The 17,078-nt window shown below is 49.5% G+C and carries 16 protein-coding genes; 7 read left to right on the top strand and 9 right to left on the bottom strand.

Features of this window, described 5'->3' with window-relative positions; genetic code table 11:
* Positions 1-122: 122 nt before the first annotated feature.
* Entirely contained in the window at positions 123-557 is a 435-nt protein-coding gene (locus tag L3J94_11595; protein MCF6219371.1) for an Mth938-like domain-containing protein, read from the bottom strand.
* Between the two features lie 286 nt (positions 558-843).
* On the opposite strand from L3J94_11595, the gene alaC reads away from it, so the two are divergent.
* The 3 genes from alaC (at position 844) to thrC (ending at position 4,598) form a co-directional block, all read left to right on the top strand.
* Positions 844-2,037 carry an alanine transaminase gene (gene alaC / locus L3J94_11590; protein MCF6219370.1) on the top strand — a complete coding sequence of 398 codons (1,194 nt, stop codon included), beginning with the start codon at positions 844-846 and terminating at the stop codon, positions 2,035-2,037.
* A 74-nt stretch (positions 2,038-2,111) separates the two neighbouring features.
* A complete protein-coding gene (locus L3J94_11585; protein MCF6219369.1) occupies positions 2,112-3,422 on the top strand; it encodes a homoserine dehydrogenase in 1,311 nt (436 codons plus the stop codon).
* Between the two features lie 99 nt (positions 3,423-3,521).
* Positions 3,522-4,598 (top strand): threonine synthase, encoded by a 1,077-nt coding sequence (gene thrC / locus L3J94_11580; protein MCF6219368.1) that lies wholly within the window; start codon positions 3,522-3,524, stop codon positions 4,596-4,598.
* A gap of 74 nt (positions 4,599-4,672) precedes the next feature.
* On the opposite strand, the gene L3J94_11575 is transcribed toward thrC, so the two are convergent.
* From L3J94_11575 to mutS, 8 genes are all read right to left on the bottom strand, one after another.
* Positions 4,673-5,407 carry a response regulator transcription factor gene (locus L3J94_11575; protein MCF6219367.1) on the bottom strand — a complete coding sequence of 245 codons (735 nt, stop codon included), beginning with the start codon at positions 5,405-5,407 and terminating at the stop codon, positions 4,673-4,675.
* Between the two features lie 245 nt (positions 5,408-5,652).
* Positions 5,653-6,450 carry a peptidylprolyl isomerase gene (locus L3J94_11570; GenBank protein MCF6219366.1) on the bottom strand — a complete coding sequence of 266 codons (798 nt, stop codon included), beginning with the start codon at positions 6,448-6,450 and terminating at the stop codon, positions 5,653-5,655.
* A gap of 35 nt (positions 6,451-6,485) precedes the next feature.
* The gene (locus L3J94_11565) at positions 6,486-6,746 is read right to left on the bottom strand and encodes a BolA family transcriptional regulator (protein MCF6219365.1); all 261 of its coding nucleotides are present in this window, start codon (positions 6,744-6,746) and stop codon (positions 6,486-6,488) included.
* Entirely contained in the window at positions 6,743-7,045 is a 303-nt protein-coding gene (locus L3J94_11560; protein ID MCF6219364.1) for a YciI family protein, read from the bottom strand. The genes L3J94_11565 and L3J94_11560 overlap by 4 nt, the downstream gene beginning before the upstream one ends.
* Before the next feature lie 3 nt (positions 7,046-7,048).
* Positions 7,049-7,603 carry a septation protein A gene (locus L3J94_11555; GenBank protein MCF6219363.1) on the bottom strand — a complete coding sequence of 185 codons (555 nt, stop codon included), beginning with the start codon at positions 7,601-7,603 and terminating at the stop codon, positions 7,049-7,051.
* Between the two features lie 48 nt (positions 7,604-7,651).
* Positions 7,652-10,468 (bottom strand): phosphoenolpyruvate carboxylase, encoded by a 2,817-nt coding sequence (gene ppc / locus L3J94_11550; protein ID MCF6219362.1) that lies wholly within the window; start codon positions 10,466-10,468, stop codon positions 7,652-7,654.
* Positions 10,469-11,411: 943 nt separating this feature from the next.
* Positions 11,412-11,702 carry a helix-turn-helix domain-containing protein gene (locus tag L3J94_11545; GenBank protein MCF6219361.1) on the bottom strand — a complete coding sequence of 97 codons (291 nt, stop codon included), beginning with the start codon at positions 11,700-11,702 and terminating at the stop codon, positions 11,412-11,414.
* Between the two features lie 116 nt (positions 11,703-11,818).
* Complete coding sequence (mutS, locus tag L3J94_11540) at positions 11,819-14,374, bottom strand: DNA mismatch repair protein MutS (GenBank protein ID MCF6219360.1); 2,556 nt, start codon at positions 14,372-14,374, stop codon at positions 11,819-11,821.
* 366 nt (positions 14,375-14,740) lie between these two features.
* Between mutS and L3J94_11535 the strand changes: the two genes are divergently transcribed.
* From L3J94_11535 to L3J94_11520, 4 genes are all read left to right on the top strand, one after another.
* Entirely contained in the window at positions 14,741-14,938 is a 198-nt protein-coding gene (locus L3J94_11535) for a hypothetical protein (protein ID MCF6219359.1), read from the top strand.
* Positions 14,939-15,071: 133 nt separating this feature from the next.
* Positions 15,072-15,650, top strand: coding sequence for a class I SAM-dependent methyltransferase (locus tag L3J94_11530; protein MCF6219358.1), 579 nt, complete (start codon positions 15,072-15,074; stop codon positions 15,648-15,650).
* Between the two features lie 93 nt (positions 15,651-15,743).
* Complete coding sequence (locus tag L3J94_11525; GenBank protein ID MCF6219357.1) at positions 15,744-16,172, top strand: hypothetical protein; 429 nt, start codon at positions 15,744-15,746, stop codon at positions 16,170-16,172.
* Between the two features lie 21 nt (positions 16,173-16,193).
* Positions 16,194-17,012: a phospholipase D-like domain-containing protein gene (locus L3J94_11520; protein MCF6219356.1), complete on the top strand. Its 819-nt coding sequence runs from the start codon at positions 16,194-16,196 to the stop codon at positions 17,010-17,012.
* Positions 17,013-17,078: the final 66 nt, after the last annotated feature.

The following is a 17,078-nucleotide window of genomic DNA, read 5'->3' as shown; positions in this document are numbered from 1 at the left end:
TTGGCGCTTTACGACAGAAGATGCACGAATAAAACTGAAGCAACTTTATCCGTGCATCACTCATGACAAGTGTTAATTAATGATGGCAATTCCGTATTAGGCAATATCACCTTGGAGGAGTACTAGGTGCTTTTGCCATCACCGCCCAAGATAAGTGCCACTGCGACATGTCGCCCTTCTGCCGTTAGAATGTTGTAGGTGCGGCAGGCGGCACCGATATCCATATACTCCACGCCAACACCTTGTTGCAATATTGCCTCAGCGCAGTGGGGGGATGGAAAACTCAGCTTATCACCGGTACCCACCAAAATAACTTCTGGTTCGAGTGAGAGCACCTTTTCCAAGTGTTCGGCTTTAAGTGCTTCTATATTCTCGACTGGCCACTCTTCAATGAGCGTTGCACCCATAATGACGGCGCTACGAGTGAGTTGCTGCTGGTTGATGATGGGTTTTTCATCTTCATCACGCTCAGTGATCGGATGGACGATATCGACACACCCCTGTTGGTAACGTCGAATAGTAATAGCTGCGAGGTTGGTCTCTTGATGAATCTGCATGAATTAACCTGAATTGTTGGATTTTTATGCTGAGAGCACCATGTTAAACTGTGATAACCCGGTTATCTAGGTTAAAATCTATCGTTTTACCCAAAATCATCTATGAGTTGGGCTGTAATCTCATTTTTTCCTTCGTCGCAATGCTTTATTGGGGGGTTAATGAGGGTGGGTTTCAGCCAGCTCACTCGGGTATTTAATAAAATTGCAAAATCAGCGTGCGGCGTGGCGGTCACCCAAGCCCACAAAAACAATCACTCATAATTATTTTTAATATCGAGTTAAGCCATTGATGGACGAATTTTCAAGAATTAAAAGATTGCCTCCTTATGTATTCAATATTGTGGGCGACTTGAAGGCGCAGGCCCGTGCTCGCGGTGAAGATATTATTGACTTTGGCATGGGTAACCCCGATCAACCCACCCCACCCCACATTGTGGATAAGCTGGTTGAGGTGGCGCAGCGGAGTGATACACATCGTTATTCGGTCTCGAAAGGGATTCCGCGCCTGCGGCGAGCCATCTGCAACTGGTATAAAAACCGTTATGATGTGGATCTGGATCCGGAGACAGAGTCCATTGTCACCATCGGCTCCAAAGAGGGGTTAGCACACCTTGCCCTAGCTACAATGGGGCCAGGTGATGCGGTGTTAGTACCCAACCCTTCATACCCCATTCACCCTTATGGCTTTGTGATTGCGGGTGCAGATATTCGACACGTACCGATGACACCTGATGTCAATTTTTTTGATGCGTTGGAGAAGGCGATAAAGGACTGCTATCCAAAGCCAAAAATGCTGGTACTCAACTTCCCCGGCAATCCAACGACTCAGTGTGTGGAGTTGGAGTTTTTCGAAAAAGTTGTGGCGATCGCCAAAGAACAGGGGATCTGGATAGTTCAGGATCTGGCCTATGCGGATATTGTGTTTGATGGTTATAAAGCGCCCTCAATTATGCAGGTTGAAGGGGCAAAAGAGGTTGCTGTTGAGTTTTTTACCCTATCAAAAAGCTACAATATGCCGGGCTGGCGGGTTGGCTTTATGGTGGGTAACCCCACCCTAGTGGGGGCGCTATCGCGTATGAAGTCCTACCTAGATTACGGCATGTTTACCCCGGTACAAGTGGCGGCCATCGAAGCACTCGAAGGCCCGCAAGAGTGCGTGCAGGAGATTTGTGATACTTATCGCCTGCGCCGCGATGTATTGTGTGAGGGTCTTAACAGCATTGGTTGGAGGGTAGAAAAACCGAAGGCAACCATGTTTGTCTGGGCACCGATTCCTGATAAGTATAAACAGATGGGATCGCTGGAGTTTTCCAAAAAGTTACTGGAAGAGGCTAAAGTAGCGGTCTCACCGGGGGTCGGTTTTGGTGAATATGGCGATGACCATGTGCGCTTTGGGCTGATTGAGAATGAACACCGTACTCGCCAGGCCGTGCGAGGAATTCGTGATATGTTTCGTAAAGATGGACTGATTGATGATTAATCTTGATCTGGACAAATTATCCAGGCCAAACAAATAACAGCGTATGCCAAGTTTTGGTTAATGAGGAGGGGTTAGTGAGTCAGGTGAAGATAGGTCTGTTGGGGCTGGGTACTGTGGGCGGTGGTACCGTTAATATATTAAAACGGAATGCTGAGGAGATCAGCCGCCGTGCGGGCAAAGAGATTACCGTGGTACATGCAGCGGCACGTGATCTGGATAAGCCTCGCATTTGTGATACCACGGGTATTAAATTAACCACCAACCCGGCAGATGTGGTCAATGATCCGGAGGTTCAGATTGTTGTTGAGCTGATCGGTGGTGATAGTCTGGCTCGTGAACTGGTGTTGTCTGCCATTGCGCAGGGAAAGCATGTGGTAACGGCTAACAAGGCGTTGATTGCTAAACATGGAAATATTATTTTTGCGGCGGCAGAAGCAAAAGGGGTGACAGTGGCCTATGAGGCCGCTGTTGCCGGTGGTATCCCGATTATCAAGGCGGTGCGTGAGGGGTTGTCGGCAAATCGTATTGAGTGGTTGGCCGGTATTATTAATGGTACTGGCAATTTCATCCTCACCGAAATGCGCGATAACGGCACTGACTTTGCGGACGTTTTAGCCGAAGCACAGCGTCTGGGTTATGCCGAAGCCGATCCTACTTTCGATGTTGAAGGGATTGATGCGGCGCATAAGCTGACGATTCTCGCCTCGATTGCTTTTGGTATGCCGCTACAGTTTGATAAAGTCTACACCGAGGGCATTACTAAAATAACCCGTGAAGATGTTGAGTGTGCCGAGAAGCTAGGCTATCGCATTAAGCACTTAGGAATTTCGCGTCGCACTGAAAAGGGCGTTGAGCTGCGTGTGCATCCTACCCTTATTCCCGAACGTCGTCTGATTGCCAATGTTGATGGGGTGATGAATGCGGTGCTGGTGCAGGGCGATGCAGTTGGGCCTACCCTCTATTACGGCCCTGGCGCGGGAGCTGAGCCTACCGCGTCTGCGGTTATTGCTGATGTGGTTGACGTGGTGCGAACCTTGGATGCAGCCGTTGAGAGTCGTGTGCCTCACCTCGCCTTCCAGAGTGATGCAATGCGCGATATTGCTATTTTGGATATGGGCGAAGTAGAGACCAGTTACTACCTGAGAATCTGTGCGGCTGATCGACCCGGTGTATTGGCAGAGTTAACCCAAATTTTGGGTGACCGGGGTATTAGCATTGAGGCGATGATTCAGCAAGAGCCTGCTGAGGGCGAGTGTAATGCCAACATCATTATGCTGACTCACAAGGTACAAGAGAAGTGCATGAATGATGCGATTAACGCCATCGAGTCTCTGGCAGCTATTACTGGGGAAGTGATGCGTATTCGCATGGAATCATTGGGCTAAAGGTCTCTGAGCGTCAGTAGGAAATATGAGTCGTGCAAGGTGTTGCCATCTCAAGCGGCTGGACCTCATCACAGAAAAGATTAAAAGAGGAATATAGATATGCCATTTAATAGTCGCTATACGGGTTTGATAGATAAGTATCGTGACCGCTTGCCCGTCAACGATGACACTCGCCTGATCAGCCTGGGTGAAGGTAATACACCGCTGATCAAATTGAGCACCATCCCCCGTGAGTTGGGTAAAAATGTTGAAATATATGTTAAATACGAAGGGCTGAATCCGACGGGATCGTTTAAAGATCGTGGCATGACCATGGCCGTGACCAAGGCGGTTGAAGAGGGTGCCAAGGCGATTATTTGTGCCTCAACCGGTAATACGTCTGCGGCGGCTGCCGCGTATGCCGCCCGTGCGGGAATTACCGCATTTGTCTTGATACCCGAAGGGAAAATTGCGCTGGGTAAGCTCTCGCAAGCGATGATGCACGGTGCGGTGGTTATTCAGATTAAAGGTAACTTTGATGAGGGGATGCAGCTGGTTAAAGAGGTGGCTTCACACGCACCGGTTACCATCGTTAACTCGATTAACCCTTATCGCCTGGAAGGCCAAAAAACCGCCGCTTTTGAGATCATGGAAGAGCTGGGTGGGGCACCTGACTTCCACTGTCTGCCAGTGGGTAATGCCGGTAATATCACCGCGCATTGGATGGGTTATACCGAATATAAAGAGCACGGCATTGTGAATGCCACACCTCGTATGCTGGGCTATCAAGCCGCAGGTTCTGCCCCCTTTATGCGTGGTGAAATGGTTGATGTGCCTGAAACGGTTGCCACCGCAATTCGTATCGGCCATCCACAATCCTGGGATAAGGCGTGGCAGGTAAAAGAGGAGTCAAATGGCTGGTTTGATGAGTGTACAGATGAAGAGATTCTAGCGGCGCAGAAGCTGTTGGCAGAGAAAGAAGGGATTTTCTGCGAACCGGCATCAGCCACTTCATTAGCGGGTGCCATGCGTGATATTAAATCAGGGAAGATTCCACAGGGTAGCAAAATTGTCTGCACCTTAACGGGGCATGGTCTGAAAGATCCAGATACGGCAATTGCTCAGAGCAGCGCACCTATGATTACGACTGGCGCAACGCTGGAAGAGGTTAAAAAGGCTATTTTGGATAATATGTAGCGGCTTAAGGGTGTGTCCGGCGTAAGCCGGAACATGCCATCACGCCCCTCTTAACGGATTATCTCTCTTGGTGTTTATGCTGTGGAGCTGTTACGGCTGGTTTTTATAGGGCGAGTGTCAGGCGCCGGATTACTCAGCGGTGAGAGGCGATAGCCGATGCCATGTACAGTGTTTAGCATTGCGCCGTCAAAAGGTTTGTCGAGGGCATCCCGCAGGTAGTGTATGTGAGTGCGCAGTGAGCTACTGTCGGGTGGGTTGTCTCCCCACAGTGATCTCTCCAGCTCGGCATGTTTAACGACATGGGGCGCTTTGCGCATTAAAACCTCTAACAGCCGCAGGTTGGTAGAGGTGAGCTCAATACGTCTCTTCTCGCGGTACACTTCCATTGTCTCTGTATTAAGTGTCAAATTCCCCACCGAAAGCTCATGCTGACGAATGATTGATTTGGATTGCCGCTTGCAAAGAGCGTGTAGCCGCACAAACAGCTCTTCGAGCTCGAATGGTTTCACCAGATAGTCGTCCGCACCCTTACTAAAGCCGGTGAGTTTATCATCAAGGGTGCCTCGCCCGGTTAGCATCAGAATAGGTGTGGCTTTGTGGGCTTCGTTACGTAGTTTTGAGGTGATCTCCAAGCCATCGATACCGGGCAGGGTGAGGTCAATAATGAGCGCATCGTAGTCGTTAACAACAGCAAGGTGCAGGCCGGTAATGCCATCGCCTGCGGTATCGACCTGACTGCCTTTGATAGTGAGGTACTCTGAAAGCATATTTCTCAGGCTCTCATCATCCTCAATAACAAGCAGTTTCATTGGATTCATTTTTGTGCGCCATTTCTGAGTGATAATATGAAAATCGCAGTTGAGTTGCGATACCGGTGCTATTGTATACCAAGTAGTATATAAATTGGGGTATTAACTTACTTAAATCATCTACATCCCTGCCTGATTAACGAACCCCTGCACAATTACCAAACATGCCATGAAATATTTATAACAGATGGCACCACAAAGCGCTATTCGTTTGTAGTGCCCCCATCCTCCTGGGGATAGTGTAACTATTTTTCGTTGATTACAATATTGGCGCTATTGCGAAGGCTTTTAATGTAGTTTTGCACTCGCTGGCTAATCAGGTTGTTTTTCAACCCTTCACGCATGCTGTCAAAAGTGGGAGCCGGTTGTTTGCGCGTCTCTTCCAGCAGGATAATATGCCAGCCGAACTGTGTTTTGACGGGTTGATCACTGTATTGACCAGGCTTGAGGGTGATCAGCACATCGGAAAACTCAGGTATCATCTGCTCAGGCCGGAACCAGCCCAAAGAGCCACCCTCAGTGGCGGAAGGGCCAGTCGACTTCTCTTCGGCCAGCTTGGAGAAATCTTTTCCACTATCCAGTTCGCTGATAATGGCGGCGGCAGTCGCCTCGTTATCTAATAAAATGTGCCTGGCGCGGTATTCAAGATCGCTCTGTGTGGCGACATAGGCGTCATATTCGCTGCGTAGAGTGGCATCATCGATTTCACCTCCATCCTGGATGATTTTCTGAATGGTGTAGGCGGCCAGCAGGTTGCTTGTTTGCTCTTGTAGGGCTGCGGTGAACGACTCATCCTTATTGAAGCTGCGTTTGATGGCATCCTGAGTGATGAGCTCACGGTTGATCACCTCATCCAGAATCATCTGCTCAGGCAGTTGCTCCGCTTGCCCTTGTGATTGACGTATTTGGGCATAGGTGTTGAGCTGTTTGATGGTGACAGGGCTACCGTTGACCGTTGCAATGACATCGCCTTCACTGGCGTGAAGTGGCATGCTTAACAGTAGAGCGGTCGTGAAAATAACGCGATGGCTAATTAGTTTCATTTAAGATCCTTTTGTATCCATGGGTTAACTATTTATTATTCTGGTGCGCGGGCTTTGATGCTAATGGCGTGAATGTCACTTTCGAGCAACTCCGCCAAGGTAGTGTGGATCATGCGGTGGCGTTGAATCAGTGACTGCTCACGAAAGGCATCGGCAATGATTTTAATCGTAAAATGCCCTTTACCGCCAGCACTAGCATGGCCTGCGTGCTGGTGACTGTCATCAATCACTTCGAGCACACACGGTTTATAGGCGGCCTCTAGCGCGGCGGTGATGCGTTCGATACGGTTGCTCATGCTGGAAATACCTGTTTAAAGGGCTTTACGGTGACAGCGCTAAAAACACCTGCGGCTAAGTAGGGGTCGGTGGCGGCCCACGCTTTTGCTGCCTCGAGTGTCGGAAATTCAGCAACAATCAGGCTGCCAGTGAAGCCTGCTTCACCGGGGTCACTGCTATCGATAGCCGGGTGCGGGCCCGCTAAAATCAATCTCCCCTTATCCTGAAGGGCTTGCAAATGTGCCAAGTGGGCAGGGCGCGCCGATAGCCGCTGTTGCAATGTGTCGGGACGATCTTCAGCGATGATGGCGTAGAGCACCGCTCACTCCTCACTCTTAAGCGGCGGCGGCTCTTCTTTCAGGTATCGAGAGAGGTAGAGCCCCTGTGCAATCATGAAAACCACAGTTATTCCTAGCATTCCGAACAGTTTGAAATTGACCCATGTATCGGTGTCGTAGTTGAATGCAACGTAGATGTTGAGTGCGCCAGAGAGCAGGAAAAAAAGTATCCAGCTGATATTGATTCGGCTCCAGATTGTTTGGGGCAGGGTGAGGGCGCTACCCATGAGGCGCTGCATCACTGTTTTTTCACCAATGAAGTGACTTCCCAGCAGGACAGCGGCCAGCAGCCAGTTAATGACGGTCGGCTTCCACATGATAAACGCTTCATTTTGAAACAGTAGGGTCGCGCCACCAAACAGAACCAACATGCCGACGTTGATGTAGTGCATCTTTTCCAGCTTGCGGTACTTGCTATAAAAAAACGCTGCCTGAACGATTGCGGCAACAATAGCGACGGCTGTAGCGGTGTAGATGTCGTACATTTTGTAGACGACAAAGAAGAGAATGATGGGTAAAAAATCATTAAATAATTTCATCTTCAACCTGCTCTGTTGGGGGTGCCACCAAGCATTAATAAAGCCTGGTTAACCGGTATTTCGCATGCCTGCGGCAATGGCGTTGATTGAACGAAGTAACGGGCTAAGCCATACTTCACGCGCTTCATCTGATGTTGATTCATCGCGGTAGCGTTTAATCAGTGTCACCTGTATATGGTTTAACGGATCCAGGTAGGGGTTGCGGCGTGATAAAGAGAGTGCCAAGGAGGGGTTCTCTTCCATCAGGTATTCGTTGTTAGCCACTTGCAGTACGTTATCAGTGGTTAATTTCAGCTCATCACGGATCAATGTGTAGATCCGTTCACCGGTGGCGGGATCAATGCACAGTGTTGAATATTTCTTGGCGATAGCGGCATCAGCCTTGAAGAGTGCCATTTGTGTGTTGCTCATCAGTACGCGAAAAAAGGGCCACTGTTGGTACATTTCGTGTAGTTTCTTCTCACGGGCTTCATCACCTTGCGACCAGTTGCTGAGTGCGCTGCCAATGCCGAGCCATGCGGGCAGGGTTTGGCGCGATTGTGACCAGGCAAATACCCAGGCGATAGCACGTACTGAGCTTTTTGAACGATCACCTTTTTTCCGATGTGAGGGGCGCGAGCCTATATTCATCATCGCAATTTCACTCAGCGGTGTGGCTTCGTAGAAGTAGTCAAGAAAACCGGGCGTATGATCCGTTATTTCGCGGTAAGTCTGTTCGCCCATGATGGCGACTTCATCCATGATTTCGAGGTATTGCGAATTATCTTCGGCAGGCTTTTCAATCAGGCTGCGGCTCGCTTTTATCAGGCCGGTTACCCCCATGGTCAGCTCATACACCGCCGTCTCAACATTACTGTATTTGAATGACAGCACTTCACCTTGCTCAGTAAATTTAATTTCACCACCCACGGTGCCATTGGGTTGAGAGAGAATCGCCTCGTGGGTTGGGCCGCCACCACGGCCAACGGTACCGCCACGACCATGGAAGAGGCGGATTTGGATGTTGCGCGCCGCCGCCAGTGTGGTGATCTGTTTTTGTGCCTTGTAGAGGCTCCAGGCGGAGGAGAGAATGCCGCCATCTTTACAAGAATCGGAATACCCCAGCATCACCTCTTGCAAGTTGCCCGAGGCTTTGAGTAACTCACCATACACACTATTATTAAGCAGCTTTTCCATGACCGGTTCGATGTGTTTGAGGTCTTCGATGGTTTCAAACAGTGGGCCGACTTGTAAATCACAAAAAGCATTGCCATCTCGGTAGCCTGTCAGCCCCGCCAAGTGTGCAAGATACATCACCTCCATGATGTGGGAGGCTTGGTGTGTCATTGAAATAATGTAAGCACCAAACGCCTTGGGGCTCACCTCTTCGCGCATATTTTGCATCACCTCAAAAACACGCAGTGTCTCCTGGGTCGGCTCACTGTAACGAGTGAGGTCAATATCTGAAATTGCTTTACTACCTTCTCCGGTGGCGATCAGCTTGGCCAGTGAGTCGATACGCTCATCTTCCGAGAGTGCATTGTAGTCCAGTGTTGTCTTTAATATCTCCGCGACAGCTTCTGAGTGGCGCGTGGACTCTTGGCGAATATCCAGCTTCAACAGATAGAAGCCAAATGTTTCGGCCAGATAGATCAGATCTTTCAGTTTGCCATCGGCTATCGCTTGATCTCCATTGGCAATGAGTGACTCGCGAAGCAGATAGAGGTCACTCAGGAATTCACTTTCAGAGGCGTAGCGGTCATGCTCGCTGCTGTTCAGGGTGCTATCGGCAAGTTTAGCCTCGGTAGCGGCCAGATTGCAGCTCAAACGATAGCGCATGATCTCAACTTTGCGACGATAAGGCTCAGTTTTGAAACGATCCAGCTTACCGGCAAAGGCCCGCTCTGAATAGCGCGTATCGTCATCTGCAATGCTGCTGAGTAGTGGCTCTGAGAAATGACAAAGATTGCTCGAATGGGTCAGGAGATGGATCAGCTCGTTGACTCGGGGAATATATGCATCTAATACCTGGCGTGTCTGCATCCGCAACGCCATTTCGGTGGTTTCAGGTTTCACGTTGGGGTTGCCATCGCGGTCACCACCAATCCATGAGCCAAACTTGATGATGCTCGGTATCTCAAGCGGTTTGCCGATCAGCTCACTGCCATAGTGACGTTTAATGGCCTTTTCCAGGTGGCGATAGCTTTGTGGAATGGCATCAAACAGGCTCTCTTTAAAAAAGTAGAGTCCATTTTTTATTTCATCAGTCACCTTGGGGCGAGTAGAGCGTACTTCGTCAGTTAACCAGAGCTGGCGAATACCGGTTTCAATCTCCTTAACCACCTCTTGGTGCTGATATTTATTCAGGCGCGGATCATCCAGCTGTTTGATGGTGATAAAAATGCGGCGCTGGGTCTCTAATATTGTGCGACGCTTTGCTTCAGTAGGGTGAGCGGTGATGACCGGGATATAGGCGAGACCATTTAAGAGTGTCTCCAGCTGCTCAAGCTTAACCCCCTGTTGATACAAGGTGCGAATAGTGTCGTCGAAGGAGCCGGTCCAGAGAGGTGCCGCCGCTTTAACCGTTTTGCGGCGCTGGATGTGTTGAAACTCTTCTTCCGCAATGTTGACCAGGCTGAAGTAGATGCTGAATGCCCTGACCACATGGGTTACCGTTGCGGGATCCAGCCCCTCGATCAGCTCGTTCATGCGTTTACGGGTGTGGGCACTCTCTTTATTACGCAGATTGAGGAAGCCTTTGCGCAGGCTCTCCACTGCATGGAAAACGCGCTCACCAGCCTGGCCACGGATGACATTGCCCAGCAAGGTGCCCAGCAGTTTTACCCGTGTGCGGAGTACTTTGTCGCTAATTTTTTGTTTCGGCATAATTACAACTTAATCTTCTTTGGTTGTAGTTCAGGTGCAAGAGTTAAAATGGGCTACGAAGCGGCGCATTATAGCGTTATTCCGGTTTTTTTCATACCCAACTCAAAATCCCTAATCCCCCGATAGAAACACGTATGCTGCACAAGCTCTTGATTCCACAGCAAAACAAAAAATAGCCGCCGAACCTGCGGGTGCGACTAATATTTTTAGTTTCACTGTGAAACCAATATCTTACACATCATCTCGCGCTTCTATCGGGGGATTAGGGAAAATCCGTTGGTTTCGGTGCAGCAGCAGCGACCAGACAACCCTTCGTTTCTCTTTTGGATGGGCTCATTTTCAACCGCAAAGCCAATATGAAAAATGACCATCCTTTTCCCGTTGAGCAAGCAAAACCTGAAAACATTAAGCGGGCAATTTAACCCCCAACTTTGATGAGAATCAGCGTGATTTAAATGCATTCCAAAAGAGCACCCACGGAAGATAAATAATGCTAACTCGTGGCCCTGTAAAGGAAAAAAAAGTTTTCCACAAAAGCTGTGGATAACTTTGTGGATTAAATGTGTGAAAGGGCCGGCAAGCCCCGCCATTATTACAGAAATGTTAAATTGATCAAAAAATAGACACTTAAATTTTACTATAACATTCAGTAGGATAGATAAGTCAATGCACTGTTTGATGATTTTTTTCTGTTTACTCGATGAAAAGGGCGCTGTGGAAAAAAGTTGTGAATAACCCCGGTTTTTGGTTGACAGAACAGCAGAGGTAAGCGATCTATCTTCTGACCCCGCCATCACACGAGGGAGGTGGCGCGTTCATCTGTTTTTGGTGATTGGTTTGAGGGCGGCTGGTTAGCCTAGGGTGTTACGAAAAAATCGCACTTTAACCCGGTTAAATTGATAGAGGAGGCAAAAGAGAGTGTCGGGTTTATCAATTACCCGGGTTAGGAGGCGGAGCTGGTCTCTTTCACTTTACGGGGCCGGCCAATGGTGCGATTAGGTAGCCCCTTTTCATTGTAACGCTCTTTCCATATTTCGTGGGCAGGTATGCCAATCTTTTCGGCAATTGCGCGCTCCATCCGTGGGTAGGGTCGATCCAGTGCCAGCTTTGGAGCGTGCCGGCTAACGCCGAGCTCTCTGGCAAGCGAGCTGAGTGTGTAACCGGCTATTTCAAGTCGGTACTTGATCCAAGCGCGGCGCTTTGGCGGATCTAAAGGGATATCGTTGTCGTTCATGTTGAGAAAGATAGCAACTGCTGGCGGTGGTCGCAAGGTGTTTTTAATAAAAATTTAACAACTTACGGTTTTATATTTCACCTAAAAAAATAATACATTTTGTGTTAAGTAGTTGATTACAGCAGTTTTTTTAAGTCATAAAGCAGATTAATTGCATCCCGTGGGGTGAGTTTATCGACACTCACTTTATCCAATTGTGCAATAGCCGGGTGGGGCGGCTCTGCGGCGAAAAGTGAAATTTGTTGCGGTGGCGGTGCCACATTTTGCGGGTTCTCTCCCTCCAGCTGGTGCAGCTTCTGCTTGGCATTGCGAATAACATGCTCAGGTACCCCGGCCAGTGCGGCCACTTGCAAGCCATAGCTCTTATTTGCAGGCCCCTCTTTAACCGAGTGCATAAAGACAATACGGTTGCCGTGCTCTACGGCATCCAGGTGTACATTAACCACATTGCTATGCTGCTCGGGCAGGGTGGTGAGTTCGAAGTAGTGGGTGGAGAACAGAGTGAAGGCTTTAACACTGCGGGCCAACTGTTCAGCACAGGCCCAGGCCAGCGAAAGGCCATCAAAAGTGCTGGTTCCACGCCCGACTTCATCCATTAAAACGAGACTTTGCGGGGTTGCATTGTGCAGAATATTGGCGGTTTCAGTCATCTCGACCATAAACGTCGAGCGACCACTGGCCAAATCATCTGAGGCACCAATGCGGGTGAAGATGCGGTCAATGGGCCCTAATGTGGCGGCTTTTGCGGGAACATAGCTGCCAATATAAGCCAGTAGCGAAATCAGTGCCACTTGCCGCATATAGGTGGACTTCCCCCCCATGTTGGGGCCGGTAATGAGCAACATGCAGCGCTCATGGCTCAGCACGGTGTCGTTAGGAATGAAAGGAGCATCCAATACTTGCTCCACCACCGGGTGGCGACCGGCTGTGATGTTGATGCCGGGTTGGTTGCTCATCTGCGGGCAGCTAAGGTTCAGCCTCTCTGCCCGTTCTGCCAGATTATTCAGCGCATCCAACTGTGCCAGTGCGCTGGCACAGAGTTGCAGCTCCGCCAACTGTTGATTGAGAGTCTCTAACAACGCCTCATAAAGCGCTTTCTCTTTACTGAGAGCACGCTCTTTAGCACTTAAAACCTGGTCTTCGAAGCGCTTAAGCTCTGGTGTGATATAGCGTTCGGCATTTTTAAGGGTCTGGCGGCGCTGATAGTCGGCGGGTACATTGTCAGACTGCCCTTTACTGACTTCAATATAGTAGCCGTGTACCCGGTTATAGCTGACTTTTAGCGTGGCGATGCCGGTGCGGGTTTTTTCACGCTGCTCCAGATCGACCAAGTATTGCCCGGCGTTCTCTTTCAATGTGCGTAGCTGGTCCAGCTCAGCGTTGTAACCTGGGGCGATGACTCCTCCGTCACGAATCAGCATCGGTGGATTATCGATAATGGCGCGTTGCAAAAGATCGGTTGTTTCCGGATGCTGGCCTATTTCATCTAACAGCTCGCATAGTAGCCGGGTATCAAGGTTGGATAGCAGCTGCTGAATAGCGGGTAGTTGCTCCAGGGCAGAGCCAAGTTGCATGAGATCCCTCGGGCGGGCGCTGCGGAGTGCAACGCGGGCAAGAATGCGCTCCACATCACCAACACGGCATAATATCTGATGCAGGTCGATATAGCGGCTCGCTTGCAACAGCGTGCCGATCACTTGATGGCGCTGCTGTAATAGCGACTGATCACGCAGCGGGCGATTGATCCAGCGGCGCAGCGTGCGACTGCCCATCGCGGTGGCCGTATGATCCATTACCCAGGCCAGCGTATGCTCCTGCCCGCCGGAGAGGTTATATTCCAGCTCCAAATTCCGGCGCGTGGCGCTATCCAGCTGGATAGCATCATCTTGTGACTCAACCCGCAGCGCATGAATATGTGGCAACGTGGTGCGTTGGGTCTCCTTTATATAGTTGAGCAGGCAGCCTGCCGCAGCGATAGCGGCGGGCATATCCTCACAACCAAAACCGGCCAAATCTTTAGTACCAAACTGATTGGCCAGCAAACGGGTAGCCGTCTCCAGTTCAAAATTCCATGGGGCTTGATTGCGGATGCCGCTCTGCTCACTTAACGCTGAACGGGGGAACTCCTCGCTCAGTAAGAGTTCAGCCGGCTGCAGACGCGCCAACTCATTGACCAAAGCCTCCATACTATTGAGCTGCATGGCGTAAAAACGACCACTACTGACATCCAGCGTAACGAGCCCGAGCTGATCCCCCACCTGGTGCGCCGCTGCCAGCAAATTGTCGCGGCGCTCATCCAATAACGCCTCATCGGTAAGAGTGCCCGGGGTCAGAATACGCACAACTTTGCGCTCTACCGGGCCTTTACTGGTCGCAGGATCACCCACTTGCTCGCAGATGGCAACCGACTCCCCTCGGCGCACCAGCTTGGCCAGATACCCTTCAGCCGCGTGGTAGGGTATGCCCGCCATAGGAATAGGCTCGCCGGCAGATTGACCCCGCGCAGTGAGGGTGATATCCAGCAACTTGGATGCCTTGCGTGCATCATCAAAAAACAGCTCATAAAAATCACCCATGCGATAGAAGAGCAAAATATCAGGATGCTCCCCCTTAATACGCAAATACTGCATCATCATCGGGGTATGTGGCTTGTTTTTTTCTTTAGAACTCATGCTATTGCACTGCTTATGTTATTGAAATGTATTTGACTTTGTATTTTAAATTGCCTCTTGGAGTCCCCGCAAATACCGGCCAACTCCACTAAAAACTGCAAGATGCCCATGGCAACAGAACAGAATATCAAACCTCCACCCCCCAGGACAGTACAAGTGGTGGAATCAAGGCCGATATGGGTGAAAATACTGGTTTGAGGATGAAATGTAGGCTACGAGTGCGAAACATTTTTCCTATCACTATACCTAGATTTTGACGTTATCATCTCTCTGATTGATATATGAGTATTGTTTTGTCATCTGGCGTGCCATTATGTAACATATTTCATGTTACATAACACGCAGGTCGTTGTGAGGATTGGATAGATGGCTAAAGGCACTAGTGGGCGAATTGTCGTTGAGATTGACCCTAAATTGAAGCAAGCGTTGTATGATGCGCTGGGTGATGAGGGGATGAATTTGAAGCAGTGGTTTCTCAATAATGTGGGGCTGTTTCTTGAGGGGCGTAGCGGTTCTACGCTACCCCTATTTTCATCGCAAGAACTCGATGGAAGGAAGCGTTGATGTTATTTAATCCGACTAAAGCCGCCTTTGGCCGCCATGAGACGTTTGCGCTTCGCTATAGCTGGCTGACGAAAGGTTACCGAGCTGTTTCTGCTCTCGGTGCTGACACAATATAAGCGTTACGGCATAAATAATGGACTACTACGAAAATAATGCTGCAGCCTTTGTTGAATCAACCCGTTTGCTCGATATGCAACCACTCTATCAACGATTCCTGCCGTTGTTGCCAAAGCAAGCACATATTCTGGATGCCGGTTGTGGCTCTGGGCGGGATGCAAAACAGTTCATCGAACAGGGCTATCAAGTCACCGCCTTCGATGCCTCTGCCAAGATTGCCGCACTGGCAGAAAAAGAGATTGGGCACCCGGTCTCGGTGCAGTGCCTGCAAAATATTCAATATCAAAATCAATTTGATGGTATTTGGGCTTGCGCTTCACTACTGCATGTTCCAGCTAAAGAGTTAGCCGATGTTTTCCATCGGCTGGCGCGAGCACTAAAGCCCCAAGGCGTGATCTATTGTTCGTTCAAATATGGTCAGAATGAATATGAAAAACAGGGGCGTCGGTTTACTGACATGGATGAAATTGGGTTAAGGGTGTTAGTGGATGAGATTGATGGGCTGGCAACAAAGGAGCTGTGGGTCACGGCTGATCGCAGGCCAGGGCGAGAGCAGGAGCGGTGGTTGAATGGGATTTTAATGGGCGATGTTTAACTGTATTTGCTTACACAAAAACGAAAATGATTTTGGCAGCATATGGCGTCAGTTAGATAAACGCTGCTCTATAATGAAAAAAGATAAGATGATATGAGTGACGAAAATTACTCCAAATTGGTGGAACCCAAACTTCCAGACCCTAACGAGCCTGAGGGGGAATGTTTTGATCCTGTCATGGTGCCATTTAATCCAACAGACATTGATATTGTAGTTGAACCAAAATCATTGGATGCTCTTATAGAACGCATTCGGCACAAAGATATTGATATGAATGCCGATTTTCAACGGCATGCACATTTAGCGACCTGCGGACTCTCTGCCGAGGTCAGCGGCGAATCACCTTCAGTGAGGCAAGATCCAAAGAAAAAATCCGAACGAGAGTTTTGGCTGCCTAAAGGTAGAAAAGTATTTTGTGAAAATCATGTAAAATTACAAGACGGCTTTAGATTGCATTTTTACGTATCAAGCACTGAGAAAGTGATATATATCGCTTACCTAGGGCCGCACTTGACCTCGTGAATATTTGATAACCGCCCGTATATGAACCTACCAACAACCCACTCCCTCATCACCGGCGGAAAGTCAGACCCTTTCCTCCCCCAATTACTCGCTGCCATCAACCAGGCCACAGAGATCGACATCACCGTGGCCTTTATCCGCCAGAGCGGTTTGGGTTTGATCTTTGATGCGTTAAAAGATGCGATGGATCGTCAAGCGCTGATTCGGGTATTAACGTCTGATTACCTCGATGTCACCGAACCGCAAGCACTACGGCGATTGATGTTGCTGGCAGAACGTGGTGCAGATATTCGCTTATTTTCTACCGCAGGTGATCCCAGCTTTCACATCAAGTCCTATATTTTTCTGCATCGTGATGGTGAAGCCATCTCCAGTGGTTGTGCCTTTGTCGGTTCCAGTAATATCTCCAACATGGCGTTGACACGTGGTTTGGAGTGGAACCTGCGCGTAGATTACCCAGCAGAGTCGGCGAAATTTACCGAAATACACCACAAGTTTGAAACGCTATTTTCTGACGAGCGAGTATTTTCCCTCACGCATGGCTGGGTCGATGATTATGTGGCACGGCGCAAGGTCTTGTTACGGGCGGTGGTTGGTGGTGAGCCGGAAGAGGTGCTTCTGCCTGCCATGCCTACCGAGATTCAGGCCGAGGCGCTGTGGGCATTGCAAGCGTCTCGTGCTGCTGGTTATCGGCGTGGCTTGGTGGTACTGGCTACCGGCTTGGGTAAGACTTGGTTGGTAGCTTTTGATGTGCAACAGCTCAAAGCTAAGCGGGTCTTGTTCGTAAGCGCCAAATCAACCCCACCCTACCAACCTGAGCCATTTCCCTCCACCCTGTGATACTCAATCACCACGGAGCATAGAAATGAATGAAGCAGAAGCAGGCACGACAGCACTGACAGAGCG

This window comes from Gammaproteobacteria bacterium (assembly GCA_021647245.1).
Classification (GTDB): Bacteria; Pseudomonadota; Gammaproteobacteria; order RBG-16-57-12; family RBG-16-57-12; genus JAFLJP01.
This window is presented reverse-complemented; position numbering and strand designations above follow the sequence as displayed.